This window comes from Collimonas sp. (assembly GCF_039923675.1).
Classification (GTDB): Bacteria; Pseudomonadota; Gammaproteobacteria; order Burkholderiales; family Burkholderiaceae_D; genus Collimonas.
Genome location: NZ_JBDTCG010000035.1, coordinates 1 through 23,407, shown reverse-complemented (window position 1 = coordinate 23,407; position 23,407 = coordinate 1). Strand labels below are relative to the sequence as shown.

At 57.4% G+C, this 23,407-nt stretch carries 24 protein-coding genes; 16 read left to right on the top strand and 8 right to left on the bottom strand.

The window, feature by feature from the left end; genetic code table 11:
• The first annotated feature begins 253 nt into the window (after window positions 1–253).
• The 3 genes from ABI171_RS07235 (at window position 254) to ABI171_RS07225 (ending at window position 2,515) form a co-directional block, all read left to right on the top strand.
• Complete coding sequence (locus ABI171_RS07235) at window positions 254–493, top strand: plasmid stability protein (RefSeq protein ID WP_348091913.1); 240 nt, start codon at window positions 254–256, stop codon at window positions 491–493.
• Window positions 490–918 (top strand): type II toxin-antitoxin system VapC family toxin, encoded by a 429-nt coding sequence (locus ABI171_RS07230; protein ID WP_348091912.1) that lies wholly within the window; start codon window positions 490–492, stop codon window positions 916–918. The genes ABI171_RS07235 and ABI171_RS07230 overlap by 4 nt, the downstream gene beginning before the upstream one ends.
• Window positions 919–1,600: 682 nt before the next feature.
• A complete protein-coding gene (locus ABI171_RS07225; protein ID WP_348091911.1) occupies window positions 1,601–2,515 on the top strand; it encodes an alpha/beta hydrolase in 915 nt (304 codons plus the stop codon).
• A 61-nt stretch (window positions 2,516–2,576) separates the two neighbouring features.
• Here the strand turns inward: ABI171_RS07225 and yjjJ are convergent, their stop codons facing one another.
• Window positions 2,577–3,944 carry a type II toxin-antitoxin system HipA family toxin YjjJ gene (gene yjjJ, locus ABI171_RS07220; RefSeq protein ID WP_348091910.1) on the bottom strand — a complete coding sequence of 456 codons (1,368 nt, stop codon included), beginning with the start codon at window positions 3,942–3,944 and terminating at the stop codon, window positions 2,577–2,579.
• A 544-nt stretch (window positions 3,945–4,488) separates the two neighbouring features.
• Between yjjJ and ABI171_RS07215 the strand changes: the two genes are divergently transcribed.
• On the top strand, window positions 4,489–5,526 hold the full coding sequence (locus ABI171_RS07215) for a cytochrome P450 (RefSeq protein ID WP_348091909.1): 1,038 nt from the start codon (window positions 4,489–4,491) through the stop codon (window positions 5,524–5,526).
• 80 nt (window positions 5,527–5,606) lie between these two features.
• Here ABI171_RS07215 and ABI171_RS07210 read toward each other — a convergent pair whose 3' ends face one another.
• Window positions 5,607–6,860: a hypothetical protein gene (locus tag ABI171_RS07210; protein ID WP_348091908.1), complete on the bottom strand. Its 1,254-nt coding sequence runs from the start codon at window positions 6,858–6,860 to the stop codon at window positions 5,607–5,609.
• A 343-nt stretch (window positions 6,861–7,203) separates the two neighbouring features.
• On the opposite strand from ABI171_RS07210, the gene ABI171_RS07205 reads away from it, so the two are divergent.
• From ABI171_RS07205 to ABI171_RS07185, 5 genes are all read left to right on the top strand, one after another.
• Window positions 7,204–7,902: a dienelactone hydrolase family protein gene (locus ABI171_RS07205; RefSeq protein WP_348091907.1), complete on the top strand. Its 699-nt coding sequence runs from the start codon at window positions 7,204–7,206 to the stop codon at window positions 7,900–7,902.
• A 184-nt stretch (window positions 7,903–8,086) separates the two neighbouring features.
• Entirely contained in the window at window positions 8,087–9,343 is a 1,257-nt protein-coding gene (locus ABI171_RS07200; protein WP_348091906.1) for an MFS transporter, read from the top strand.
• Window positions 9,344–9,437: 94 nt separating this feature from the next.
• Window positions 9,438–9,914 (top strand): YeeE/YedE family protein, encoded by a 477-nt coding sequence (locus ABI171_RS07195; protein ID WP_348091914.1) that lies wholly within the window; start codon window positions 9,438–9,440, stop codon window positions 9,912–9,914.
• A 10-nt stretch (window positions 9,915–9,924) separates the two neighbouring features.
• Window positions 9,925–10,371 carry a DUF6691 family protein gene (locus ABI171_RS07190; protein ID WP_348091905.1) on the top strand — a complete coding sequence of 149 codons (447 nt, stop codon included), beginning with the start codon at window positions 9,925–9,927 and terminating at the stop codon, window positions 10,369–10,371.
• A 62-nt stretch (window positions 10,372–10,433) separates the two neighbouring features.
• Window positions 10,434–11,888 carry a glycerophosphodiester phosphodiesterase family protein gene (locus ABI171_RS07185; RefSeq protein ID WP_348091904.1) on the top strand — a complete coding sequence of 485 codons (1,455 nt, stop codon included), beginning with the start codon at window positions 10,434–10,436 and terminating at the stop codon, window positions 11,886–11,888.
• A 209-nt stretch (window positions 11,889–12,097) separates the two neighbouring features.
• Here ABI171_RS07185 and ABI171_RS07180 read toward each other — a convergent pair whose 3' ends face one another.
• From ABI171_RS07180 to ABI171_RS07170, 3 genes are all read right to left on the bottom strand, one after another.
• On the bottom strand, window positions 12,098–12,910 hold the full coding sequence (locus ABI171_RS07180) for a M90 family metallopeptidase (protein WP_348091903.1): 813 nt from the start codon (window positions 12,908–12,910) through the stop codon (window positions 12,098–12,100).
• Window positions 12,907–14,286, bottom strand: a complete 1,380-nt coding sequence (locus ABI171_RS07175; protein WP_348091902.1) for an FAD-containing oxidoreductase — start codon at window positions 14,284–14,286, stop codon at window positions 12,907–12,909. The genes ABI171_RS07180 and ABI171_RS07175 overlap by 4 nt, the downstream gene beginning before the upstream one ends.
• A gap of 115 nt (window positions 14,287–14,401) precedes the next feature.
• Window positions 14,402–14,779, bottom strand: a complete 378-nt coding sequence (locus ABI171_RS07170) for a helix-turn-helix transcriptional regulator (protein ID WP_348091901.1) — start codon at window positions 14,777–14,779, stop codon at window positions 14,402–14,404.
• Between the two features lie 337 nt (window positions 14,780–15,116).
• Between ABI171_RS07170 and ABI171_RS07165 the strand changes: the two genes are divergently transcribed.
• Together ABI171_RS07165 and ABI171_RS07160 are read left to right on the top strand one after the other, a co-directional pair.
• Window positions 15,117–15,314: a hypothetical protein gene (locus ABI171_RS07165; protein ID WP_348091900.1), complete on the top strand. Its 198-nt coding sequence runs from the start codon at window positions 15,117–15,119 to the stop codon at window positions 15,312–15,314.
• A gap of 54 nt (window positions 15,315–15,368) precedes the next feature.
• Window positions 15,369–16,163, top strand: a complete 795-nt coding sequence (locus ABI171_RS07160) for a deaminated glutathione amidase (RefSeq protein ID WP_348091899.1) — start codon at window positions 15,369–15,371, stop codon at window positions 16,161–16,163.
• 54 nt (window positions 16,164–16,217) lie between these two features.
• Here ABI171_RS07160 and ABI171_RS07155 read toward each other — a convergent pair whose 3' ends face one another.
• From ABI171_RS07155 to ABI171_RS07145, 3 genes are read right to left on the bottom strand one after another with little or no spacing between them, the layout of a single operon-like run.
• Window positions 16,218–16,409: a hypothetical protein gene (locus ABI171_RS07155; RefSeq protein WP_348091898.1), complete on the bottom strand. Its 192-nt coding sequence runs from the start codon at window positions 16,407–16,409 to the stop codon at window positions 16,218–16,220.
• On the bottom strand, window positions 16,379–16,543 hold the full coding sequence (locus tag ABI171_RS07150; protein WP_348091897.1) for a hypothetical protein: 165 nt from the start codon (window positions 16,541–16,543) through the stop codon (window positions 16,379–16,381). The genes ABI171_RS07155 and ABI171_RS07150 overlap by 31 nt, the downstream gene beginning before the upstream one ends.
• Complete coding sequence (locus ABI171_RS07145; RefSeq protein WP_348091896.1) at window positions 16,536–17,162, bottom strand: HupE/UreJ family protein; 627 nt, start codon at window positions 17,160–17,162, stop codon at window positions 16,536–16,538. The genes ABI171_RS07150 and ABI171_RS07145 overlap by 8 nt, the downstream gene beginning before the upstream one ends.
• A gap of 95 nt (window positions 17,163–17,257) precedes the next feature.
• Between ABI171_RS07145 and hypB the strand changes: the two genes are divergently transcribed.
• From hypB to ABI171_RS07120, 5 genes are all read left to right on the top strand, one after another.
• The gene (gene hypB / locus ABI171_RS07140; protein WP_348091895.1) at window positions 17,258–17,773 is read left to right on the top strand and encodes a hydrogenase nickel incorporation protein HypB; all 516 of its coding nucleotides are present in this window, start codon (window positions 17,258–17,260) and stop codon (window positions 17,771–17,773) included.
• A gap of 45 nt (window positions 17,774–17,818) precedes the next feature.
• The gene (locus ABI171_RS07135; protein WP_348091894.1) at window positions 17,819–19,021 is read left to right on the top strand and encodes a HoxN/HupN/NixA family nickel/cobalt transporter; all 1,203 of its coding nucleotides are present in this window, start codon (window positions 17,819–17,821) and stop codon (window positions 19,019–19,021) included.
• A gap of 141 nt (window positions 19,022–19,162) precedes the next feature.
• Entirely contained in the window at window positions 19,163–19,678 is a 516-nt protein-coding gene (locus ABI171_RS07130) for a LysE family translocator (protein WP_348091893.1), read from the top strand.
• An 8-nt stretch (window positions 19,679–19,686) separates the two neighbouring features.
• Entirely contained in the window at window positions 19,687–19,809 is a 123-nt protein-coding gene (locus tag ABI171_RS07125) for a hypothetical protein (RefSeq protein ID WP_348091892.1), read from the top strand.
• A 398-nt stretch (window positions 19,810–20,207) separates the two neighbouring features.
• On the top strand, window positions 20,208–23,407 hold a 3,200-nt coding region (locus tag ABI171_RS07120), incomplete at its 3' end, for a SpvB/TcaC N-terminal domain-containing protein (protein ID WP_348091891.1).

The window sequence follows — 23,407 nt, the reverse complement described above, 5'->3', positions numbered from 1 at the left end:
TAACAACAACATGAAGTATCCAAATTTAAGGGACGGTAACCTCCGAAAATTCCATCGAAAAACGTCGGTTGAAAGGTTTCTGGCCATAGCAACTGTGCGATATGGTTTCCCGCACAAATTCTTGCCGGTCAGCAGTGTTATTCACGCTCCCTCGCCGCCAGTATCGTAAAGCAACTGTTTTCCGATACCGCATAAAATGCTATCACCTATGCTACGATGCAATCATTGATATTTAATTTTATTGGTGAAAGCAATGGCATCCGTCACAGTCCGCAATTTACCCGATGAGACGCACCGCGCCTTGCGCGTGCGTGCTGCAATGCATGGCATCAGCACTGAGGCTGAAATCCGGGCGATCCTCGAAAATGCTGTTCGGCCCGAGGGCCGGATCAAACTCGGTTCCCTACTGGCCGAAATTGGCCGCGAAGTGGGCGGCGTTGATCTTGAGATCGAACGCGATAGGATGCCAGCCGAGCCGGTGGGTTTTGAATGATCCTGCTTGATACCAACGTCGTTTCTGAGCCGTTAAAAGCGTCTGGAGATGTGAGCGTGCTTGCCTGGATCGACGCGCAGATCATCGAAACGCTGTACCTTTCGACAATCAGCCTTGCGGAACTGCGTTTCGGTATCGCTGTGCTGCCCGAGGGCAAGCGCCGGGATACGCTTCATTCTAGTCTTGAGCAGCGCGTCTTGCCGTTGTTCGCGGGTCGCATCCTGTCATTTGATGACCCTGCGTCGCGAGCATATGCAACGCTGCGCGCCCGTGCTCGCGCCGCTGGACAGGCCATTGCGCCCGCAGATGGCTACATGGCAGCCATCGCTGCGACGCATGGTTTCGCGGTAGCCACGCGCGACACGTCGCCTTTTGACGCTGCTGGCTTGGCTGTCATCAACCCTTGGACATGGGCGGCACACTGATGCCCGCAGGCTGGAAGTGACCTTAAGCTGGTTGGTTGTTCCATTGCACGCGCAGCCGTTTCCATATGGCGGCTGGTGACACGGCTGCTTTTTCTACGTCAATCCTGCGCGACGGAATTTTCGGCGGTTCCGGCTTACAACTCCTAAGTAGGTCTAAATAAACTCTGACTTGGTTGGTCTTTAATTGGCAGCCTGTTGCACAGCCAGGGCGTCCTCAAACAGGCAAGATAAGAGTGCGTTGAACGAGCTATAAAAAGCAGCGAGTTGTTTTATTATTTCGCTTGGAAGGCATCCAATATTTGCTCCAAGCGAGCCAAATACCGTGACCAAATCCTTCTGCCCACGGAAACGATGATTCGGGTATTGCTCCCTCTGTCTTCATGACACTCAGTTCGAGACTCAATTTTTTGAGATACTTGAACTCGATACGTTTACTGATCGTACCGATCTCACCCAGTAGCACATGGGCGACACTGATCAACGGTCGCGAGGTTGTCGGTCAGTGACATCGTAAGCTCGTCGCGCTTTAATGCATTCAAGCTCTTTTCTGCTCAAATCCAGCTTTTCCGGGTGCGATGCATAGTCCGTCGCGTTAGCTGGTCAAAAGCCATATACTGGTCCCGCACGAAACCTGTGAAGCGACAATCAGGGGCGTCCGTCCCCTTTCATCTAAGGAGATCACATGCTTAAATTCCTTGCTGGCGTCATTGGTGTAATCGGGCTGGCACTGCCGGCTGCGGCGCAGGTCCAACCGTTCCCGCCAGCCTTTCGTACGCAGGAAATCCAAACCGACGGCGCAATACTTCATGTTCGCGTCGGAGGGCGCGGCCCGGCAGTTGTATTGATCCATGGCTTCGGGGATACAGGCGACATGTGGGCTCCGCTGGCCACTGAGCTCGCGCGCGACCACACGGTTATCGTGCCGGACCTGCGCGGCATGGGGCTGTCATCGCATCCTGCCGATGGGTACGACAAAAAGACGCAGGCCGCAGACATCCGCTCTGTCCTCGCCAAGCTCGGCGTTGATCACTCCGCGATCGTCGGACATGATATCGGCACGATGGTTGCCTATGCCTATGCCGCCCGCTACTCTGACAAGACAGACCGGCTGGTCGTCATGGATGCGCCGGTCCCGGGCATTCCGCCCTGGGACCAGATTGTGCGCAGCCCTGCACTCTGGCATTTTTCGTTCGGCGGCCCTGATGCGGAAAGGCTGGTGGCTGGCCGTGAACGCATCTACCTGGACCGTTTCTGGAACGAGTTCGCGGGCGATCCATCCAAAATTGACGAGGCAACGCGGGTCCATTACACGGCGTTCTATGCCCGGCCCGGCGCCATGCATTCTGCATTTGCGCAATTCCTGTCAATTCCCAGGGATGCCGAAGACAACAAGGTATCGATGACAACCAAGCTGACTATGCCGGTGCTTGCAATCGGCGGTGCGAAATCGTTTGGGGCGAACGAAGCCGTCGTCATGCGCAACGCTGCTCTGAACGTGACGGAACTTGTCGTCCCGGATTCAGGCCACTGGCTCATGGAGGAACAGCCGGCTGCGACGATTGCAGCAATTAGCGGCTTTCTCGATCAAAAAAAGTAGCGTGCAAGCATCTGCGGCGGCCGGTCAAGCCACACCGATCCGCCATCCAGTGGGGGTCTATTTAGAAACGGGCTTTTTCATTTCCTGGGCCCAGCCGCCTGATCTTGGCGCCCGCCGTTTCGATGTGCTGCTCAAGGGCTGCGATGCACGGTCCGAATCGGCGGCTGAATCCGGTTGCCGCCCTGATCCGGGCAAGGAATGTGCGCGCCAATTCTTCCGCGTGCCGCCAGGTTTCGTTGTTCACGCTAGCATGAATGGTCGCCTCGGAGGGCGCGTCAGGAAGCCCGCCGCCGGTGCGCGGGGCGAAGGCCATCGGCGTCATGTCATAGGCCGGCGCAATATCATAAGGACGGCCATGCGCGGAGATGAATGACAGGTTGCCGCTGTGCATGTCGGAGTTGCCGATCAGGGTGCCAAAGGCCCACAACAGCGCTGCGCCTGCCGCTGCTTCCGGGCGGATTTGACGGTCTGCGGCAAGGCGGCGAGCGATGATTGGCCAGCCCCCTGTTCCAGCCCCGACGAATTCGGCGTCCAGTGCGGCCAGGGAAAACAGCCCGCCTCGGCCCAGGTTGCCGATGCGATCAAAACGCTCGACCTTGAGGAAGCGCTGGCCACCGTGGTCGACTATCTCTGTCTTGGCTGCCGGAATGCCCGCTTCGCGCAGCGTGTCCAGCGCGAAGTGCTCGGCCAGTAACAGATCGCGCCAGCGTTCGCTTACGGGCCCCTCCTCCAATTCGCTAAATTTCACGATGACGTGCCGAGATCCGTTTGGCGTCGCGGCGCAAGCAGTGAACTTTGGTTGCTCACCGCCGGCTGACGATCCAGGCCTCTCGCCGAGGGCGGCTTCCAGCGCCAATCGGGCGTATTCCTCGGCTTCTTGTTCTGCCGTGATTGGATTGGGGGTGGGAGTGGAGAGGAAGCAATCCCTCGCAACTTCGCCTAGCAGTAGATTTCCCACCAAGTCATGACCATGCGCCAGCAGCGCCCGCAAGACGTGGCTGTCGGTCCAATCGACGAGGCGCTCCGGAAGCCGGAGTTCAGCGCCATGACGCGTAGCGTACGCCCGGCCGAGATATCCCTGTGGCCGCATGTCGAACAACCACCACGGCAGACCCTCGCTGTGCACGGTCACGCCATCCTCCTGGCGCATCACGAACCCTTCCGGACATACTGGAATCAGCATGCCTAATTGCCGGATTCGGCCTTCTGTATCGACCCGATAGACCGGGATGTCCGGCAATCCGCGCAAAGTATCACGTAAGGTGTATTGAATAGATCGCGCAGTACCAATCCGTACGACTTCGTCGCCAAGTTCGATCAGCGCGCGCGAGATCGTCGGCTGACTGACGCCAAGACCCTCCCCTAGCTGGCGCGCAGACAGCGGCCCACCGGATAGACGTGTGCGGATAGCGTCAGAGTATGAGACCATATAGATGAATTGATAAATGAATTGATTTATGAATAGATATTATAGGCGGATTTGAGGTTGATTGGAAAACATGTCATAGCTCAAGGCCGCGATAATCCGAAACCTGGAGGAAACATATTGTGGGATTCTTCGCTTGGCTAGCTCGCGGAGCCGCTAGCCAACCTCATTGAATATCCAGTCGGGAATGCTTTCATATTGCGGGAATAGCTGGACCAAGCAAACTTAATATTATTTCTTGCGAGTAATGTTTCTTGTGTGATACATTAACTAAAGAATACGTGCCGACGTCGGTTCGCATTCTTCATCCTTAATAGGTCCTGGCACTACTCACATTGAAAGGTAGTAGCAATGAAGATTCTTATGAGCATCAAGAACAAGTTTGCGCGGGAAAAAAGCCTGAAGGACTACGCTTGGTATATCTGGTATTGAGCCGCTGAGCCATACCCTGGATAAAAGGGTATGGCGATGACTTACCCCGCGTCCGCTGCAGCCAGCATCGGCTCGGCGGTCGCGGGACTCCTTATTTTAGAGATTATCGACAGATATGCTCATCACAGGCAGCCGCACCCGCACCACCGTCTTTGCACCAAGACTCCAAGCGCTGTTGAACGATCATCGCGGTATCGACCTTCTCCGTCTGGATGCCAATACAGTTGGCGTCGCCGCTCCAGCGTTAATCGATCAGATCCTTAGCGCCAGGGCTGCTACCGAAGTCGAGCGTCCGACCTTCAAACCTCTCCACGGACGCTCCATTCCGCGCGACTACGCCTTGAAGTCGATGCAAGCTATCGGCCGCGATGTGCGCGCTGCAATGAAGAAGCCGCCATCCGAAAAGGTCGATCTCTCCGGCGAATGGCCGCATGTCGGCCACGTTTACCTGCGCGATCTGATTCTCGCCGGTGACCCTTACCGGTTGCGCTTCCTGATGGACCGCATACTGGAATTGACGCCCAAACTGACCTGGGCGGTCATCGCCACCGGCGCGCTGACTTCCCTCAAACTGCAGCCGGGAGCATCTGCCCTCGCGACCTTGACCGCCGGTGCATCGACCTATGCGGATCGACGTTATGCCATGGGCCTCTACCGGCGCACCGCTGCTCCGGTCTGTTTCACCATCTCGACGCTGGTCGCCAACGCACTCTGGCTGGGCGCCCCCTTCGACGACGGTCTGTCAAACCGGAACATCCTGTATGAGGCCCTGCGGCTGCTGCCGCCATCCTGGAACATTCTGCGCAACGCCTCGCCCGAGTATTGCGCTCTCGATGCCCGAATCCGTCCGGAGGACGATGTCTTGATCCTGCCCTTGGTCAGTCACCGCGATCCTGCTCTCTGGGACGACGCCGACGAATTTCGTCCCGAGCGCTGGAACAGCCTCAACCCCGACGACCATCCCGGCTTTCTGCCCTTCGGCCACGTATCCGAACGATGCTGGGGCCAGAACATGGTGATTCCTTTGGCGGAGATGCTGCTCAATATCCTGCGCAACGACGGCCTTGCCGTCAGCCCGCGGCAGACCGTCGCCAATGTGCCTCTCGCCGGTCTGCTCGGCGTCTCGGAAGTCAAGATCAGCCGTCAGCAATGATCTTGGATAGGGTTTAGAACATCGCTTGGCGCCGGCGATCCGGCGCCAAGCGATGAATTCGCCAAGCAAATGCTGCGGCGTCAGTTGCTATCGGTTTGCCGAGCTTTGCTATTGCGCCGGTTCTTGATCCACAGGAAGCGCGAAAACTGGTCGATCCTGCCAGTCGCCTTGCCGACGGTGAAATCCGCTCCCATCATGTTGCCGTACTGTTGCGGCAAAAACTCTGCCAGGTACAGATAACCGCTTCTAACCGTAGTGGTCGGGGCGCTGTTGCCGGCGCCGTCGGTGCCATTGATCCGTCCGGCATAATCTTGCGGCCCACGCGTCACCACATCCACAAAGGTATTGGCGAAGCGGGTCATCTCCACGCTCGTGACGCCATAGCGGCCGGTGGCATAGGCCCGGTAAAAACCGGCGATGTCGAGACTGCCGTGGTTGTTGTCTTCGCCGCTTTTGTCGGGCAAGGTATAGCCCCAGTCATAGACATCACTGCCCTTCTTGCTCTTGTAGGAGGTGATGCCGGTGGCAAAAAACGAAGCAATGCTGGCGTTGACAATCGCATTGTATTTTGTGGCGCGGGCCGGGTCGTCTCCGAGGATGTCGTGGCAGGCTGCCAGGTTTTGCAAGGCGTAGTTGAACATCATCTGCTGGTTCCATGGCACCGGCAGGCCCGACTTATATGGCGAGGCGACCGAAAAATAATACAGGTTGCCGTGCGCCAGGTTGAGCAAGGATTTAAAGATGTGCTGATCCAGGCTGTAATCGGCTTCCGTGACATATTTTTTTGCCCGGCTGTAGTAGTCCGCACCGTAGTTTTTCGGATCGCCGCTGCCGACCTTCAGGTGCCAGATCGACGGCGTGGCCAGGATCAGCCTGGCGCAATAACCGAGGTGGCCGACCGGGTCGCCCTGCTCGCCGCCGGTGCCGATCGGCGTTGTGGAGAGATCGTTGGGCCAGACCGGATCTATCCTGCCGGTCCAGATCTTGTGCTGGCCTACCGGCGCCGGCGCCAGGTCGTTGCGCTCTGACAGGACGCTATCGCAAAACACCAGCATCTTGTCGAGGATTGTGTGGTCGCCGTTGATTTCGTAGACCAGCCCCATGGCCTTGGTCTGTTCACCACTGGCGCCCTGGGCCCACTGGTTACCGATATTGTCCGTCGCCGGCACCAGCGGCTGGATATACGACTTGAAGGAAGCGATTTCCTTGACGGTGACCGGGCCGCTGAAGCTTTCGACCACCATGCCGGCGCTCGCGGCGGGATTGGCCGTATAGGCGACCGCGGGAAAGATGGCGGCGCATGCGAACAGGCCGGACAGCATATTTTTCAACATCGATTGTTTTCTCCGATTCAGGGTTGAGTTGCCATATCAAGACAGGCGCAACAAATGTTTCCACATAAAAACATTATCACACTATAAACGAAATATTGAAATTAAAATCATGCGGGAGATTGCTGCAAAAAATGGCGGCCACAGTGTTTTCCGCCTGGCTCTCGTTCGTCCATTGCGAAAATTCCGTCCCGCCACGTCCACAACCGGCATCTGGTAGCATGTCGGCTGGGCACGGCCTGGCTTTGATGAAAGCTTCGCCTCGGACCCAATAATTTCAGATGAAACCAGCCCCACCCTATTCCCTACACCCGGACATTTATTTCTCATACGGAGAGCAATACCCATGAGCGTTACCACCAAATGGATAGACATCGAAGCCGCGGATGGCACGTTCGGCGCCTACCTGGCAATTCCACACACCGGCAAAGGCCCGGGCATCGTGCTGCTGCAGGAAATTTTCGGCGTCAACGAACACATCCGCTCGCTGGCCGAACAATATGCTGCCGACGGCTACGTAGTGCTGGTGCCAGACCTGTTCTGGCGCGTCGACAAGCGCATTGAATTGATCTATGACGACGCCGGCTGGGCACGCGCGGTCGAACTGATGAAAGCTACCGACGTCACCAAGGCGCAAACTGATATTGCGCTGACCGTTGCGGCACTGAAGGCGCAGCCTAGCCTGGATGGCAAGCTGGCCGTCATCGGTTATTGTTTCGGCGGCATGCTGGCGTATAACACCGCGGCCAACGGCCTGGTGGATGCGGCGATCGCCTATTACGGCGGCGGCATCCAGAACCAGTTGCAGCGCGCCGACGAGATCAACGTGCCGCTGCTGATGCATTTCGGTGCAGCGGACAGCCACATTCCGCTGGACGCCGTGCAAAAAATCGCCGAGCGCTTCGAAGACAATGACGATGTCGAAGTCCACGTCTATCCGGGCGCAGAACATGGCTTCAACTGCTCGCACCGTTCCAGCTATAATCAGCGTGCAGCGGCGGAAGCGCACGGCAATTCACTGACTTTCCTGAGTGATCACCTGTAATCTTTAATGCTTGCTTGCTTGCTTGCTTGCCGGCGGCCCGCTTCTTCTGGCGCCGCCGGTTTTGTAAAAACAACCGTCCTCTGATGGCTGGCACCCCCGGGACCTGTTCTAGCATCTCGACTAATTTTGCCAGAATATTTTCGTGCCGCCACAATATCCTTTGTTGTGAAACGTCTCCAGTGGCATGAACCCAATATCCCCGCCCCCTCCCGCGCAGTTTTCCCGTTACCAGAAATTTGTGGTCGGCATGCTTGCCTTCCTGCAGTTCGCCGTCATCCTCGATTTCATGCTCATGTCGCCGCTAGGCGCGGTGATCATGCCGGCGCTGGCTATCAGTCCCAAGCAGTTCGGGCTGGTGGTTTCCGCGTACGCCTTTAGCGCCGGCGTCTCGGGGCTGCTGACGGCGGGTTTCGCCGACCGCTTCGACCGCAAGAAGATCCTGCTGTTCTTTTATGCCGGCTTCATTCTAGGTACCTTGTGGTGCGGCCTGGCGCAAAGCTTCGAGATGCTGCTGCTGGCGCGCATCGTCACCGGCCTGTTCGGCGGCGTAATCGGCTCCATCGTGCTGGCCATAGCGACAGACCTGTTTGCGCCGCAAATGCGCGGGCGCGTGATGGGGCTGATCCAGACCGCCTTCGCCGCCAGCCAGGTGCTGGGCATTCCCGTCGGCCTGTATCTGTCCAACCGCTGGAACTGGCATTTGCCGTTCCTGGCGATGGCCGTCCTTGGCTTGTTCGGCGGCCTGTTCGTGGCCTGGCGCATGGAACCGGTCGCAGCCCATCTTGGGCAGCCGCAGGAGCATAGCCCATGGATGCACCTGTTCCACACGCTGACCGAGCGGCGCTACCTGATCGCCTTCGCCACCACCTCGCTGCTAACCACCGGCGGCTTCATGCTGATGCCATTCAGTAGCGCTTATGCGGTCAACAACCTCGGCATCGGGCTACACGACCTGCCTACGGTGTATTTGGTGACCGGGATCTGCACCATCTTTATCGGCCCGTTGATTGGCAAGGCTGCGGACGCCTTCGGAAAATTCCGCGTGTTCATGCTTGGCACGGCGCTATCGATCCTCATGGTGCTGATCTATACCCATCTAGGGCAGACCTCCTTGACGGCCCTGATCGTCGTCAATGCCTTTTTGTTCGTCGGCATCTTCTCGCGCATGATTCCTTACCAGGCGCTGGTGTCGTCGGTGCCGGCGGCGACCCAGCGCGGCTCGTTCAGCGCTATCAGCGCCTCCATCCAGCAACTGTCCGGCGGTGTCGCATCCGTCGTCGCCGGACACATCGTCACAGTCGGGGCTGACGGCAAATTGCAGCACTTCGACATGCTCGGCTATGTGCTGGTAGGCACCTCGCTGGCGGCCCTGTTGCTGCTTTGGCGCCTCCAGCGCAGCATCGGCGTTGCAGCTGCGCCACAGGGTGCGGCGGCTCTTTAGTGTCGAGAACGAAATTGGGATAGCGGGCGAGCCAACTCCTCCCCCACTCTTCTTATATAAATTACTCGACATTGTATGCGGCAGGAAATACCGGATCGCCCGGATTCAGCATCAACCGACAACTTTACATGGAACAAAAATGACGATTGACTGGACCAATTTCACACCATGGATCTCGATGACTGGCGGATTGCTGATCGGCCTGGCGACTACAATACTGCTTTTATTCAATGGACGCATCGCCGGCATCAGCGGCATTGTGGGCGGCCTCCTGCGCCCGGTGCCCGGCGATATCGGATGGCGCACCGCGTTTGTCGCCGGACAGGTGGTCTCGCCATTCGTATTTGGTTTGTTTGCGCCGTTGCCGGTAGCGCGAATTGATGCAGGCACAGGCACGCTGATTGTGGCTGGCCTGCTGGTAGGCATAGGAACCCGCTATGGTTCAGGCTGCACCAGCGGCCATGGTGTATGCGGGCTGTCGCGCCTGTCGCCTCGCTCGCTGGCGGCAACGGTGGCGTTCATGCTAGCCGGTTTCATTACCGTCTTCGTAGTGCGGCACTTGATTCGTTAAGGAGATATCGATGAAAATATTCGTCGCTTTGACGGCAGGTCTGCTCTTCGGTCTTGGCTTGATTTTGTCTGGCATGACTGAGCCGTCGAAAGTCATTGGCTTCCTGGACCTTGCCGGTTCCTGGAATCCGTCGCTTGCTTTCGTCATGGGCGGCGCAATTGTTGTCGGATTCTTTGCCTTCGGCCTGGCCGCCCGCCGCCAGAATGCCCTGTCAGGCGATGCGATGCAGATTCCGACAGCGCGCCAGATTGATCTGCGGCTGGTTATGGGGGCGCTGATTTTTGGCGCAGGATGGGGCCTGGCCGGTTATTGCCCGGGACCGGCATTGGTATCCCTGGCTTACGGCGGCAGCAAACCGCTGTTGTTTGTCGTGGCAATGCTGGCCGGAATGGCGATCTTTGAAGTCCAGGACAGATACGCAAATGCACAAGGCGCAAAAACCACAAAAGACGCTTAGCGAATGTCAGACGGAGCGTACCGGTTGGAATCCAGGCTATCTTGCGGCGTCACAACTTTGTCATGTTTTCAGGCTATCATTCCCCGACATCCTGTCCCTCATGCCACAAAAGGTCACTCATGCAAATCCGCCCGGCCCTCCCTTTCCGTTCCAGACTCTTGACTGCCGCCGTCGTTATTGGATGTGGTCAATTTTTGAGCGCTTGCAGCACTGCCAGTGACAGTTTTTCCCGGACAGCATCGGGCCCGTTCAACACCCTGGACGGCGCGGCCCCCTTGGTTATCGGACATCGTGGCTTGCCAGGCTTGTACCCTGAAGAGACCCGTGCTTCTTACGAGAACGCGGCAGATGCCGGCGCCGATTCGCTCGAAATGGACCTGCACATGACCAAGGACTGCGTGCTGGTGGCGCGGCACAATCCTTGGTTGAGCGACAACACGAACATCGCGGAAGTGGCGAAGACGAATGCCGCCGTCGCCAACCGCAAGCGTACTGTCCCCGGCGTATTGGTCGATGTGAAATATCCCGCCATAGCGGCAAATGGTCCCGTCCGGTATCTGAGCGACCTGACCAACCCCAACGATCAGAAATCGGTATTGAAATCCTTGATTGTGGATGGTGAAGACCATACCGGCGACTGGTCGATCAGCGATTTCACGATGGCGGAACTCAGGCAATGGATCGGCGGCACCACCTACGATGCGCGCGACCAGCGCCCTACCGAGCTTAACGGCAAGCTGCCGATTTTGAGCTTCCAGGAAGTGATCGACATCGCCAAAGCCAAAAGCGCCGCCACGGGCCGCATCATCACGACCTATCCGGAAAGCAAAAATCCCATCTGGAACAATGCCCAGGCGATTGCCAATGGCTGCGGAGCGCCGGGCGGGCATCCGTTTGAAGAGGCTTTTCTCAAAGCGCTGAAAGACAATGACCTTAACCGCAAAGACGCCCCGGTCTTTGTCCAAAGCTTTGACCCGGCCAGCTTGAAATATCTGCGTTCTATCGGGCTGAAATCCAAAGTGGTGCAATTGGTAGATGGTAATGGTATGGATTTCAAAACCGGCGAAACCATTTTCATCACCGACAAACCTAACACCTTCGTCAGCGGCCGGCCCTATAGCTGGACTGTAGCGGGTGACCCGCGGCCCTTCGGCGCCGTACTGACGCCGGCAGGATTGGCCGAGGTGAAAACCTATGCCGATGGCATCGGTCCGTGGAAGCCGCAGGCAATGTCGCTCACCATCGCCTCACTTCAAGATGCGTCGTCCAAAGGTACTTTAGCCGACGTCAACACGATCGCGCCAACCAGCTTGATTAGCAACGCCCATAAAGCCGGTCTGTTCGTCCATATCTTCACCTTCCGCAACGAAGCCAAATACCTGGCGGGCGCTTATAAAGGCGATCCTGCTGCGGAATACCTGGCCTTTTACCGTGCCGGCGTGGACGGCGTATTTACCGATTTCACGCCCGCCGCCGTTGCTGCCCGCAAGGTTTTCCTGAAAGAAGTCGAACGGTAATCTAAACGGAAATGGCCGAAAAAAAGCCCGCACGCCTTGCGGCTGCGGGCTGAATCCAAATCTTAGGGAGAAGTTGGAGAAGACGCATTCAATATAACGCGGGACATCCAGCCTGCCCTGCGTCTTTACAAACTCTTACAGCGTTTGAATCTTAGGGCAGCTGACATCTGGACTGATGCAAATCAGCCAACGCTTTGGCTTTGGAACGCTTACAACCATTCTTGCGGATCGATGCGGTAATATTTCTTCAATTCCTCAAACAACTCAGGATGTTGTTCGGCCATTTGCGCGGGCATTTCGAAAAACGTCTCCGTGGCGACGGCAAAAAATTCTGCCGGATTTGTGGCGCCGTATTGATCAAGCAAGCTTGTATTGTGTTCCAGCGCATCCGCTTGCAACGTTGCAAACTCTCGGCTGAACACCGCAGCCCAGCTTCGATAACTCGACAGATTTCTCAGCAGCGGTGCACCATTGGTGCTGCCGGATTCACTATCCAGTTGATGCGCAAACTCGTGCAGGACCACATTATGACCATCGGCAAAATTCCTGGCGCCCTGCTGCACATGATCCCAGGCCAGTATCACGCGGCCATCGCCCCACGACTCTCCCAACAAGCCCTGCCGGCTGTGCGTCACCACCCCACCCGCGGCCACCTCTGTTCTAGGTGCGACAAACGCGGCTGGATAAACCAGAACCGACTGTAACCCGGGATAGACACGCGGGCGGCGATTCAACAGCAGCAAACAGGCCTCGCCGGCGATTGTCACCCTGATTTCGTCGGTAATCTCCAGCCCGCCGCAACCATAAAATTTCTTTTGATGAAGAAACTGCTTTATCAGCAGTTGCAACTGCTGTTGCAGCTCAACCGGAATCCGGGGATAAATCGGCACATTTTTTTCAAGAATCGCTACAAACCGCTCAGGAAAACGGGCTTCAATTGCGCATTTCAGGCGAAACTTCGGTATCCAGACCGCCAGTGCGATGGCGAGGATGATAAAGGTCGAAACCAGCAAGACATTCATGATAAAGGCTTCAGATCTCCCAGCAGCGTCGGCACCAGCTCGGAAACGGTCGGATGAATGTGCATGGCGTGCTGGATAGTCGTGTATGGCGCGCCGGCGTACATGACATCAAGAAGTGAATGAATCACTTCATCGCCTTCAATCCCAAGCAGCATGGCGCCAAGAATTTTCTTGGTTTCCGCATCCACCAGCACGCTCATGTAGCCGTGGGTTTCGCTGCGTTCGCGCGCGCGCCCTACCGTTGCCATTTGCATTGTACCCACCAACGCCGGGCGGCCGCCGGCGCGCACTTCACGTTCGGTCATGCCGATCCTGGCAAGCGGTGGATCAATGAAAAGCGCATAGGCCTGAATACGGTCGGCGACACTGCGTGATGCCTGATCGAGCAGATTGGACGCTACAATTTCATAATCGTTGTAAGAGGTATGGGTAAAAGCGCCGCGGCCATTGACGTCGCCCAATGCCCAGATTCCGGCTACGCTGGTGCACAGCTGGTCGTCTACCACGATATAACCGCGCTCATCGGTCCGGATGCCGGCTTTATCCAGGCCAAGGTCATCGGTATTCGGGACACGCCCTGTCGCCAGCAGCAAATGCGAGCCGGAGACTTCATGTAATCCATCGTTGCCGCTTACAGTCAGCAGGACAGCGTCGCCGCGTTTTTCAACCCGCTGGATTTTGGCGCCCAACTCGATGCGTATCCCTTCACCTTCCAGTATCTCGCGGATGCGCGCCGATACCTGTTCGTCTTCCCGGCCGATCAGGCGCGGGCCGCCTTCTATCACGGTGACTTCGCTGCCGAAGCGGCGATACATCTGGGCGAACTCCAGACCGATGTAACTGCCGCCGACAATCAGCAGCTGCCGTGGCAGGAAATCCACTTCCATCATGCTTGAATTGGTCAGGTAATCGATATCTTTGAGCCCAGGCAGATCCGGCACTGCGGCGCGTCCGCCGACATTGATGAAAATTTCATCGGCTTCCAGCCGCACATCGTTGACGCGTATCGTATGCGGCCCCTCAAAGCAGGCATGCCCTTCAATCACCGTGAGATTTGGTGTGCTCCTCAGCCAATCGGCGACGCCCTCATTGGACTGTTTGACGATCAGATCCTTGCGCGCCTTGATACGCGCCATGTCGACCCGGACCGGGCTATCGAGCATGACGCCGAATTCGGCGGCGCGGCGCGCCAGGTACGCCACGCGGGCGCTGGCGATCAGGGTCTTGGTCGGTATGCAGCCAGTATTGACGCAGGTGCCGCCAAACAGCTTGCGTTCGATGATCGCGGTGTTGCGGCCGGCGTTCGCCAGCCTTACCGCCAGGGATGGGCCGGACTGGCCGGTACCGATGACAATGGCATCGTATCGCTGCTGCATGCTTCCTCCGTTTGCGGGATGATCACTGCAGTATATGCGCAATGACTGCATATTCACCCGTTGCCGTTGTTGCCGTTGGACGCAGGCGGCTCGGTGGCCTTGGATCAACGGGGCGCTATGGCTGAGCGTTATCCTCGACATCGCCCGATTTCAGCCATTTCAATACTTCCTCCGGCACCCTTTTGCCATCGCTCATCTTGCGTGCAAAGGCGGCTACCAGATTGCGTTCGTCGGCTTGCAGTTCCGAAACGGGGACGGTTTTCATCGATTGGGCGAAAGCGGTCTGCAATTCATCGTATTGCTCCGCGCTGATTTTAGGCGCCAGAAATGCGAGCGCCTGGTCTCCGACTTTGTAACTCAGCGCTTTTTCTCCGAGTTCAATGGAACTTAGGTAGGCAGAGCTTACGGATAAGGATGCAGCCATGTCTTTCAGGGCCAAGCCGAGCTCCAATCGAATCTTTCTTACGCATAATCCGTATGGCGTTAATTTCATCTTTTTCTCCTGATTCAAGCGCTAATGAACGGAAACTTATTACTGAAATATGTTTGATTGCGCAGAGTGCAACCCTCCGCTGCTGTATGGCAGCAGATATATCTGATCATGGATCATACCCATAAACAGGAGCTTTAGCGTTAATAAACATACAGACCTGTATAATTTACCAGCTATAGCTTTTTTTAAAATCAGGTCAAATTCAGGCATGAACAAGAGTCAGTTTAGTCAGACTCAATAGTTTATTTCTTTGAAATTACCATCTTGAAATGGCAGAAATTCTTTCAGCCGGCATTTGGAAATGCCCGATTGTGCTACATGCCTCGGAGACAGAGGCATGTTCTTGGATATTCGCGATAATCAATATTATTTTGACACTGATTGCGGCCGCACTTTACCAAAAAGAGCTATCAAGAATGACAGTCAGGTTTGCTATCCCGAGATGGATCGGGAAATATACGATAAATTTTTCTCGCACCTGGGCGATTCCTTGTCTCGCGTCAAACACCGCCTGCCCGCTTCGGAAAATGGCTAAACGCCGCGCCAAGTGGGTGTAGACTTCAATTCAAGGACAACAAGGAAAGGCATCATGAAAGTAGCACTTGGACAGTTTTCCGTCAGCCGGGAATGGCCTGAAAATGTAAAGACGTGCATTGATTTGATGGCGCAGGCAAAGCTAGGCGCGGCCGATCTCCTGGTGTTGCCGGAAGGTGTGCTGGCGCGCGACATTACTGATCCGGATATTGTGCTCAAGGCGGCGCAACCACTGGATGGCCCGTTCGTGACGCAGCTTCTGGCTGCCAGCCGCGGCTCCGATCTTACCGTCGTGCTGTGCATACACGTGCCGTCGGCGAATCAACGAGTCTTCAATCTGTTGATCGCGCTGCGCAATGGCGAAATTATCGCGCAATACCGCAAACTGCACCTGTATGACGCTTTTTCCGTGAAAGAGTCGACTAACGTCAATCCTGGCAATGAAATCCCCCCCTTGCTTGAGATTGCCGGGCTCAAGGTGGGATTGATGACCTGCTACGACGTCCGTTTCCCCGAGCTGGCGCGCCGTCTGGCGCTGGATGGCGCCCAGTTGCTGGTGCTGCCTTCCGCCTGGCTCAGAGGGCCGTTGAAGGAGGCGCATTGGGAAGTCCTGGTGACCGCGCGGGCGCTGGAAAATACCTGCTATGTTGCTGCTGCCGGCGAATGCGGGCCGCGTAATATCGGCAATAGCATGGTAGTGGATCCTTTGGGAGTCGCCGTGGCGCGCGCCGCAGAAGGGCCAGCCTTGATTTTTGCCGATATCGACCCGGCGCGCATTGCCTATGCAAGGAGTGTCTTGCCGGTTCTTGAAAACCGTCGTTTTGAAGCCCCGCAGCTGGCATCAGACTAGCGTATACCAGCGCACGTCAATCACGCAGGCCTTGTGCTGGAGACAGGCAAAACCCTACCCGATAAACGTGGCGCCGCGCTGCATGATCCACATGACAGCAAATACCGAGATCGCTGCCGAGCCACCATAAAGCGCCGCGTGCTTGAACCAGCGTTGCTGGCGGTAAAGATAAAGCACCGGCAGCAGCAAGACGACGATGCCCAGCTGCCCGGCCTTTACCCCAAGGTTGAAACCGGCCAGCGCCACGGCGAGGTCAACGGATGCAATGCGCCGGCGTAAAAGTCGCCGGCGCCGGCAAATGCCGCCTGCGCCAGTGACGGCAAAATTCCAACGGCGATTGCGCCCAACCATGCACTGACGCGCTGAAGTCGGCTACGCATGGTTGATGCCCGTCATTGTCAGATTCAGAATCGCCAGATTCAGGAAGTAAACCCCGCCGCAGGCAATCGCCAGCCCGCCGAACCGCAATGCATATTGACCTGAACGCCATTTGTAGAGCAACCCCAGCACGATGCCGCAGGCATGCAACAGGCCGGTCGCCAGGACGAAGCCGATGGCAAAGGTCAAGGGATTGGCGGACGACGGTAATTCCGCACCATGGGCATAGCCGTGGCAAATCGCAAACACTGCCACAATCACGCCCGCAATCCAGAGTGGCGGCCGCACCGCAAAGGAGATCATGCTACGCAGCACCAGGGCCGACATTGCAATCCCGATCTCGATGCCGTGCAATGGCAGGCCGAGTACGTCCATCACGCCGCCGATCGTCATCACCAGCGGAAATGTCACCGGCAGCACCCAGATTGCCGGACGGCCGAGCTGTGCGCCCCACAGACCGACCGCGACCATGGCAATCACGTGGTCTGCGCCTGAAATCGAATGCAGGAAACCGGTTGTAAAGCCGCCGGCCATATCGCCTTGCCCGATGTGGGCCGAGGCTGTGCTTGCCATGATCGACAACAGCAGCATCAACGCCGGTTTCAGTGCTTTATGTATCACGATGGTTCTCCCTTGGTGTTTTTATCAGCTCCGCTTTACATTCTTCAAACCGCAGGCACCAGGCGCCTGCTATCGGATATTTCCCGGGCATACACGTGTGCCGGATCTGCCGCCCGTTCCAGACTGGCGGCCAGTTGAATTATCGTGCGGTCGGCGCGCATCGTCACGATCATACGCATCAGCATGGCCGCGACAGTACTTTGCGAGTGGCCGCCGGCGATACCCAGACGCTGCAGCTGGAAGCCAGCATCCTGGGCAAGAACCAGATGATCGCCACACGCAACCGCAACTGGCTGGCCGAGCGCGGCATACTCGCGCTGAACCTGATGAGCAGCCCCGGCGCCGGCAAGACCACGCTGCTGGAACAGACGATCAAGGATATGCTGGCCACTACTGCCATTACGGTGATTGAAGGCGACCAGGAAACCGCCAACGACGCCGAACGCATCCGCGCCACCGGCGCCCATGCGGTGCAAGTCAACACCGGGACCGGCTGCCATCTGGAAGCTGACATGCTGGAACGGGCGCTGAACCTGCTCAAGCCTGTGCCGCATTCGCTGCTGCTGATCGAGAACGTCGGCAACCTGGTTTGTCCGGCCTTGGCTGCGTAACCGGCTGGAAGCAGGCGCCGCCGCAGAAGAGATGAACCCCTTGCCATGAAATTCACGCCCAGCACCGTCGTTGCCGCCGAGGGCGGCCGCCTGCTGGGTCGATCCGGCACTGCCAAAAGACAGAACGGCAAAGGCGCCATGCAATCCGCTCCTGCCGGCAACCGCCTGTCTTTCAACGCTGCAGAATGGCGCCGGCTCGGCGGCTTTTATGCGGCGATCCTGTGTATGCATCTGCTAGGCGGCGGCTTGTTTTTCTATTACTCGACGCGCTATCCGGCCTTGATCGGGCTTGGTTTTGCCGCCTATATGTTCGGCTTGCGACATGCCTTTGACGCCGATCATATCGCCGCGGTCGACGATACGGTCCGCTTCCTGTTGCAACAAGGACAAAAACCATTGGGTGTAGGCTTTTTCTTCTCCCTTGGCCATTCAACCGTGGTGCTGGTACTGGCGCTGGCGATAGCGATCGCCGCCGCCTCGGTAAAACACAGTCTTCCAGAATTGCAGCATTACGGCAGCAGCATCGGCGCCGGCATATCCGGTATTTTCCTGTGGCTGATCGGTATCCTCAACCTGCTGTTGTTGCTGGACATGCTGAAGATCTGGCGTCTGGCGAAAAAGGGCCAGCACAGCCATGCCCATCTGGATGAGCTGCTGGCCCGGCGCGGCTTGCTTAACCGGATGTTTGGCGGTCGCCTGCAAAAAATCGTGCGCCATAGCTGGCAGATGTATCCCCTAGGCTTGCTGTTCGGGCTGGATTTCGATACCGCTTCAGAGATCGGCTTGCTGGCGATGACTGCCGGCGCCGCCAGCGGCAACCTGCCGCTGGGCGCCGTGTTGTCCCTGCCGATCCTGTTCGCCGCCGGCATGTCGCTAATGGATACCACCGATGGCGTATTGATGGTGAAAGCCTACAACTGGGCCTTCGTTAACCCTTTGCGCAAGATTTTCTATAATCTCACCACCACCAGCTTGTCGATTACGGTAGCGTTGGTGATTGGCGGTATCGAGCTATCTAAGGTGCTGATTCACCTTCTGCAGCTCAAAGGTCCGCTCTACGACTATGTCGGAGAATTGGATTTCGGCCTGCTCGGTTATCTGATCGTCGGCATATTCCTGCTGGTCTGGGCGGGCTCGGCCGCATTATGGAAGTTCAATAAAATCGAACAGCGGCTGCCATCCCTGGCGCATACGCATGAGCATACCCACGCCTCCGGCGACGCCCATGCGCACCAGCATTTCCACTAGAAGCGGGTTGTTATTTGCCGGCAATTGCATGGTGCGTTAGATTTGTCGGTGGCATCTGTCCACGACATGCGTTGCTGCCTTATGGACTATCATTCCCCAATTCGCATTTCCCTGCGCCGCAGATTGACATAGGAAGCCAGCATGAGCACAACAATGACGGTATTGAGTATCGGTAGCGCCATCGCCATCGGCGCGATGAGTCCCGGCCCCAGCTTCTTGATGGTCGCCAGGACGGCTGTGACTTCCAACCGTTCGCACGGCCTGGCTGCTGCGCTTGGCATGGGAAGCGGCGGCCTGCTATTCGCCGCTGCGGCTCTGTTGGGGTTGCAAGCGCTGTTCGCTGCTGTGCCCTGGCTGTATCTTGCTCTGAAGATCGGCGGCGGCTGCTATCTTGCCTATCTTGGCTATCGCATCTGGAAAGGCGCCGATTCGCCTTTGAAGTTTGCCGACAACATCAGCCAGGAAAGAAAACTCACTCTGAAGCGGTCGTACATGCTGGGCCTGGCGACCCAGCTGAGCAATCCGAAAACTTCGATTTTCTACGGCAGTATTTTTGCCTCGCTACTGCCTCGCTACTGCCGCGCGACGTCCCGGCCGAGCTCGATATCGCCCTGCTGGCGGCGGTTTTCGCAATTGAGGCCGGTTGGTACAGCATAGTCGCGCTGTTGCTGTCCTCAACTTCCCCGCGTGACGCCTATCTGCGCTACAAAAGCCGGATCGACCGGGTCGCCGGCGGCGTCATGATCCTGTTCGGCCTGCGGCTGGCTGTGACGGCCGGCAAAGCTTGATATTTTATAGTTGAGATGCGCGTGGCGCAAAACGCCACATGCCCGCGCGCATAGACGGTTCGTCATCCCCTTGTAACGGCAGCAGGAAATCCACGCGCAGCGGCTATGCCTTTGCGCAAGCCATTCCCCCAAACCGATAGCGCTACCACCGCCTACGCGACGGAAGTAGCCGCGCGAGACTGACCAGCCGATATGTCAATTATTCAAACAATGTATCGGGAAAAATTCTCATCAAGCGAGGACCGTTAGGCGATTGCTGTCGCCGGTTATCAATAACATTTAGAATTGTTTTTTGTCCTTGTAAAAGTAGATTTCGCTGCCTATATTTCTATGCAGAAACAACAGTCGCGTCATGATCAGATCTCGGTAGTGCTTAAGCATAACTGGACGGGGGAGCGATGGCTGCGAACACTGCTTCATCTGACGATGGCGATCCGGCACAGCAGCAATCTGGCATAACGCCACCGCAGTTGAGCGTGCCCAAGGGCGGCGGCGCGATTCGCGGCATTGATGAAAAATTCACCACCAATCCTGTCACCGGCACGGGTTCGTTCAACATACCTTTTCCCCTCAGTCCCGGGCGCTCGGGATTCGGTCCGCAACTTTCCCTTGGCTACGATTCCGGTAGCGGCAACGGCTGCTTCGGCATGGGCTGGAGCGCTTCCTTGCCGATGATCAGCCGCCGCACCGACAAGGGTATCCCGCGCTACCGGGACGGTCCTTCGGACGACGCCCGCGAGGAAGACGGCTTGTCCGTACTGCCGGACATCTTCATTTTGTCGGGTGCGGAGGACCTGGTGCCGGTCCTGCAATACGACGCGGAAGAAAAATGGCGGATTGAAGAAGTGCAGCACGACGGCTACCGCATTCAGCGTTATCGCCCGCGCATCGAAGGTTTGTTCGCCCAAATCGAATACTGGCGCTCCATCGCCGGCGGCGATAGCCATTGGCGTTCGATTTCCAAGGACAACACGTTAACGTTGTATGGCACCGGTCCAGACTCGCGGATTGCTGATCCGGCGAATCCCGCACATGTTTTCAGCTGGCTGGTCAGCCAAAGTTTTGACAACAAGGGCAACGCCATCATTTACGACTATGCCGGCGAAGAGGATGCCGTTGCATCCTCTGCCTCCAACGAACGCAACCGGGTGCGCTCCGCCAACCGCTGCCTCAAGCGGATTCGCTACGGAAATCGCATACCGCTTGCAGCCCAGCAGGATCTCAGCTGTGCCGATTGGATGTTTGAAGTGGTCTTTGATTATGGCGAAGGCCATTATCGCGAGGATCCGCCCGATGAAGACGAACGCATTTTTGCGTATGCCGGCATCGCAGCCCGGGACAAGGCCTTGGTCCGGAAAGACCCCTTCTCCACCTATCGCTCCGGCTTTGAAATCCGCCAGTATCGCCTGTGCCGGCGCGTGTTGATGTTCCATCACTTTCCGCAGGAACTGGGTACCGCATCGTACCTGGTGCGCTCCATGGCATTTGACTATCACGAAAAAGCCGTCGGCTCTTTTATCACGAGAATCGTGCAATGCGGGCACAAGCTGCAAGCCGGCCAGGATTCCCCGTATCAGCGCTATTTCACGCGCAAGTCGCCGCCGTTGACGCTGACCTATACCGCCAGTCCGCTGGAGGATACCGGATTCGACAAATTCCAGTTGCACGAGGTGGCGCCGGAGAACCTTGCCAACCTGGCCGGCGGCATCGACGGCAGCATTTATCGATGGCTGGATCTGGACGCCGAAGGCATACCCGGCGTACTGAGCGAGCAGGAAGATGGCTGGTTCTATAAACCGAACCTGGGCGATGCCCGCTTTGGCGCTACGCAATTGGTGCATGCGCGTCCCGCGATAGGCGCCCTCAACGGCGGCGATGAAGGCAAGGCGACGCAATTGATGGACATGACCGGCGACGGCAATCTTGATCTGGTTGCGCTGGGGCCGCCAGGCCTGGGCCTTGCAGGATTCCACGCGAGGACGCAGGACCACAGCTGGGAAGGGTTCAGGCCGTTCCGCGCATTCCCCGTCCGCGATTGGGACGATCCCAACCTGCGCTTTGTCGATTTGACCGGCGACGGCATCGCCGACGTGCTGGTAACCGAAGACGATGCGGTGACCTGGCACCCTTCCTTACTGGCGCTTGGGTTTGGCGCCGGACTGAGGGTACGCACGCCGCAAGACGAAGAATCGGGGCCGCGCGTGATATTTTCCGATCTCGACCAGTCTGTTTATCTGGCCGACATGTCCGGCGACGGCATGTCCGATATCGTACGCATCCGCAACGGTGAAATCTGTTATTGGCCCAATCTCGGTTACGGCCGCTTCGGCGCCAAGATCACCATGGATAACGCACCACGCTTTGACACGCCAGACTTGTTTGACCAGAGCCGCATCCGCCTGGCGGATACGGATGGCGGCGGCACTGCCGACATTCTTTACTTTGCCAGAGACAGCGTCAGAATCTACCTGAACGAGTCCGGCAACAGCTGGAGCGAAGCGCGCCAGCTCCATGGTTTTCCGGCCGTCGACAAGTCGACTGCCGTGGTGGTCACCGATTTTCTCGGCCGCGGCACGGCCTGCTTGCTATGGTCGTCATCCCTGCCGCACGACGCCGGGCGGCAGCTGCGCTATGTCGATTTGATGTGCGGCCAGAAGCCGCACCTGCTAATCCACGTCAACAACAATCTCGGTGCTGAAACGCGGCTGGAATATGCATCGTCGACCGAATTCTACCTGGCCGACAAGGCCGCCGGCACACCCTGGATAACCAGGTTGCCGTTTCCGGTACACGTGGTAAAGCGGGTGGAAACCTACGACTATGTCAGTCGCAATCGGTTCGTCTCGCGCTACTCTTACCATCACGGCTTCTATGATGGCGTCGAGAGAGAGTTTCGTGGCTTCGCACGCGTTGACCAGCGTGATACCGAAGAATTTTCAACGCTGACCGGCAGCGATGCCTTCCCGGCCGGAGCCAATCTTGACGCCGCCTCCAGTGTGCCGCCGATATTGACAAAAACCTGGTTTCATACCGGTGCTTTCCTTCACGGACAACACATCTCGCGGCAATTGACGCATGAGTACTACCGCGAAGGATCCGGGCTCCGCGGGGAAGCGGAATTAAGCGTTCAACAAGCCGCGGCATTGCAACTTCCCGATACCATGCTGCCGCCGCACCTGACGGCAGAGGACGCGCGCGAAGCCTGCCGTTCATTGAAAGGCGCCATGCTGCGGCAGGAAGTCTACGCGCTTGACGACGGCGCCGCCGCATGCCGCCCCTATACCGCCAGCGAGAACAATTACACCATCCGCCTGCTGCAGAAGAAGCGCGACAATCGTCATGCCGTGTTCTTTACCCATGCGCGTGAATCGTTGAATTTCAACTATGACCGCAAGCTATACAAGGTTGCGGGCAAGACCGGCGGCGGCATGCGCGCCGACCCGCGGGTCACGCATGGCGTCACGCTCGCCGTCGACGACTACGGCAATGTATTGACTTCTGTCGCTATCGCCTATGGCCGCAGATTTCCGGATCCTTCACCATTATTGACCCAGGAGGATCGCGACAAACAGGCGCAGATTCTGCTGACTCTGACCAG

Excerpts from the sequence above, each read along its gene's own strand:
- ABI171_RS07235 (WP_348091913.1), top strand. The coding sequence starts at position 254 with ATGGCATCCGTCACAGTCCGCAATTTACCCGATGAGACGCACCGCGCC.
- ABI171_RS07230 (WP_348091912.1), top strand. The coding sequence starts at position 490 with ATGATCCTGCTTGATACCAACGTCGTTTCTGAGCCGTTAAAAGCGTCT.
- ABI171_RS07225 (WP_348091911.1), top strand. The coding sequence starts at position 1,601 with ATGCTTAAATTCCTTGCTGGCGTCATTGGTGTAATCGGGCTGGCACTG.
- yjjJ (WP_348091910.1), bottom strand. The coding sequence starts at position 3,944 with ATGGTCTCATACTCTGACGCTATCCGCACACGTCTATCCGGTGGGCCG.
- ABI171_RS07215 (WP_348091909.1), top strand. The coding sequence starts at position 4,489 with ATGCTCATCACAGGCAGCCGCACCCGCACCACCGTCTTTGCACCAAGA.
- ABI171_RS07210 (WP_348091908.1), bottom strand. The coding sequence starts at position 6,860 with ATGTTGAAAAATATGCTGTCCGGCCTGTTCGCATGCGCCGCCATCTTT.
- ABI171_RS07205 (WP_348091907.1), top strand. The coding sequence starts at position 7,204 with ATGAGCGTTACCACCAAATGGATAGACATCGAAGCCGCGGATGGCACG.
- ABI171_RS07200 (WP_348091906.1), top strand. The coding sequence starts at position 8,087 with ATGAACCCAATATCCCCGCCCCCTCCCGCGCAGTTTTCCCGTTACCAG.
- ABI171_RS07190 (WP_348091905.1), top strand. The coding sequence starts at position 9,925 with ATGAAAATATTCGTCGCTTTGACGGCAGGTCTGCTCTTCGGTCTTGGC.
- ABI171_RS07185 (WP_348091904.1), top strand. The coding sequence starts at position 10,434 with ATGTTTTCAGGCTATCATTCCCCGACATCCTGTCCCTCATGCCACAAA.
- ABI171_RS07180 (WP_348091903.1), bottom strand. The coding sequence starts at position 12,910 with ATGAATGTCTTGCTGGTTTCGACCTTTATCATCCTCGCCATCGCACTG.
- ABI171_RS07175 (WP_348091902.1), bottom strand. The coding sequence starts at position 14,286 with ATGCAGCAGCGATACGATGCCATTGTCATCGGTACCGGCCAGTCCGGC.
- ABI171_RS07170 (WP_348091901.1), bottom strand. The coding sequence starts at position 14,779 with ATGAAATTAACGCCATACGGATTATGCGTAAGAAAGATTCGATTGGAG.
- ABI171_RS07165 (WP_348091900.1), top strand. The coding sequence starts at position 15,117 with ATGTTCTTGGATATTCGCGATAATCAATATTATTTTGACACTGATTGC.
- ABI171_RS07160 (WP_348091899.1), top strand. The coding sequence starts at position 15,369 with ATGAAAGTAGCACTTGGACAGTTTTCCGTCAGCCGGGAATGGCCTGAA.
- ABI171_RS07150 (WP_348091897.1), bottom strand. The coding sequence starts at position 16,543 with ATGCGTAGCCGACTTCAGCGCGTCAGTGCATGGTTGGGCGCAATCGCC.
- ABI171_RS07135 (WP_348091894.1), top strand. The coding sequence starts at position 17,819 with ATGAAATTCACGCCCAGCACCGTCGTTGCCGCCGAGGGCGGCCGCCTG.
- ABI171_RS07130 (WP_348091893.1), top strand. The coding sequence starts at position 19,163 with ATGAGCACAACAATGACGGTATTGAGTATCGGTAGCGCCATCGCCATC.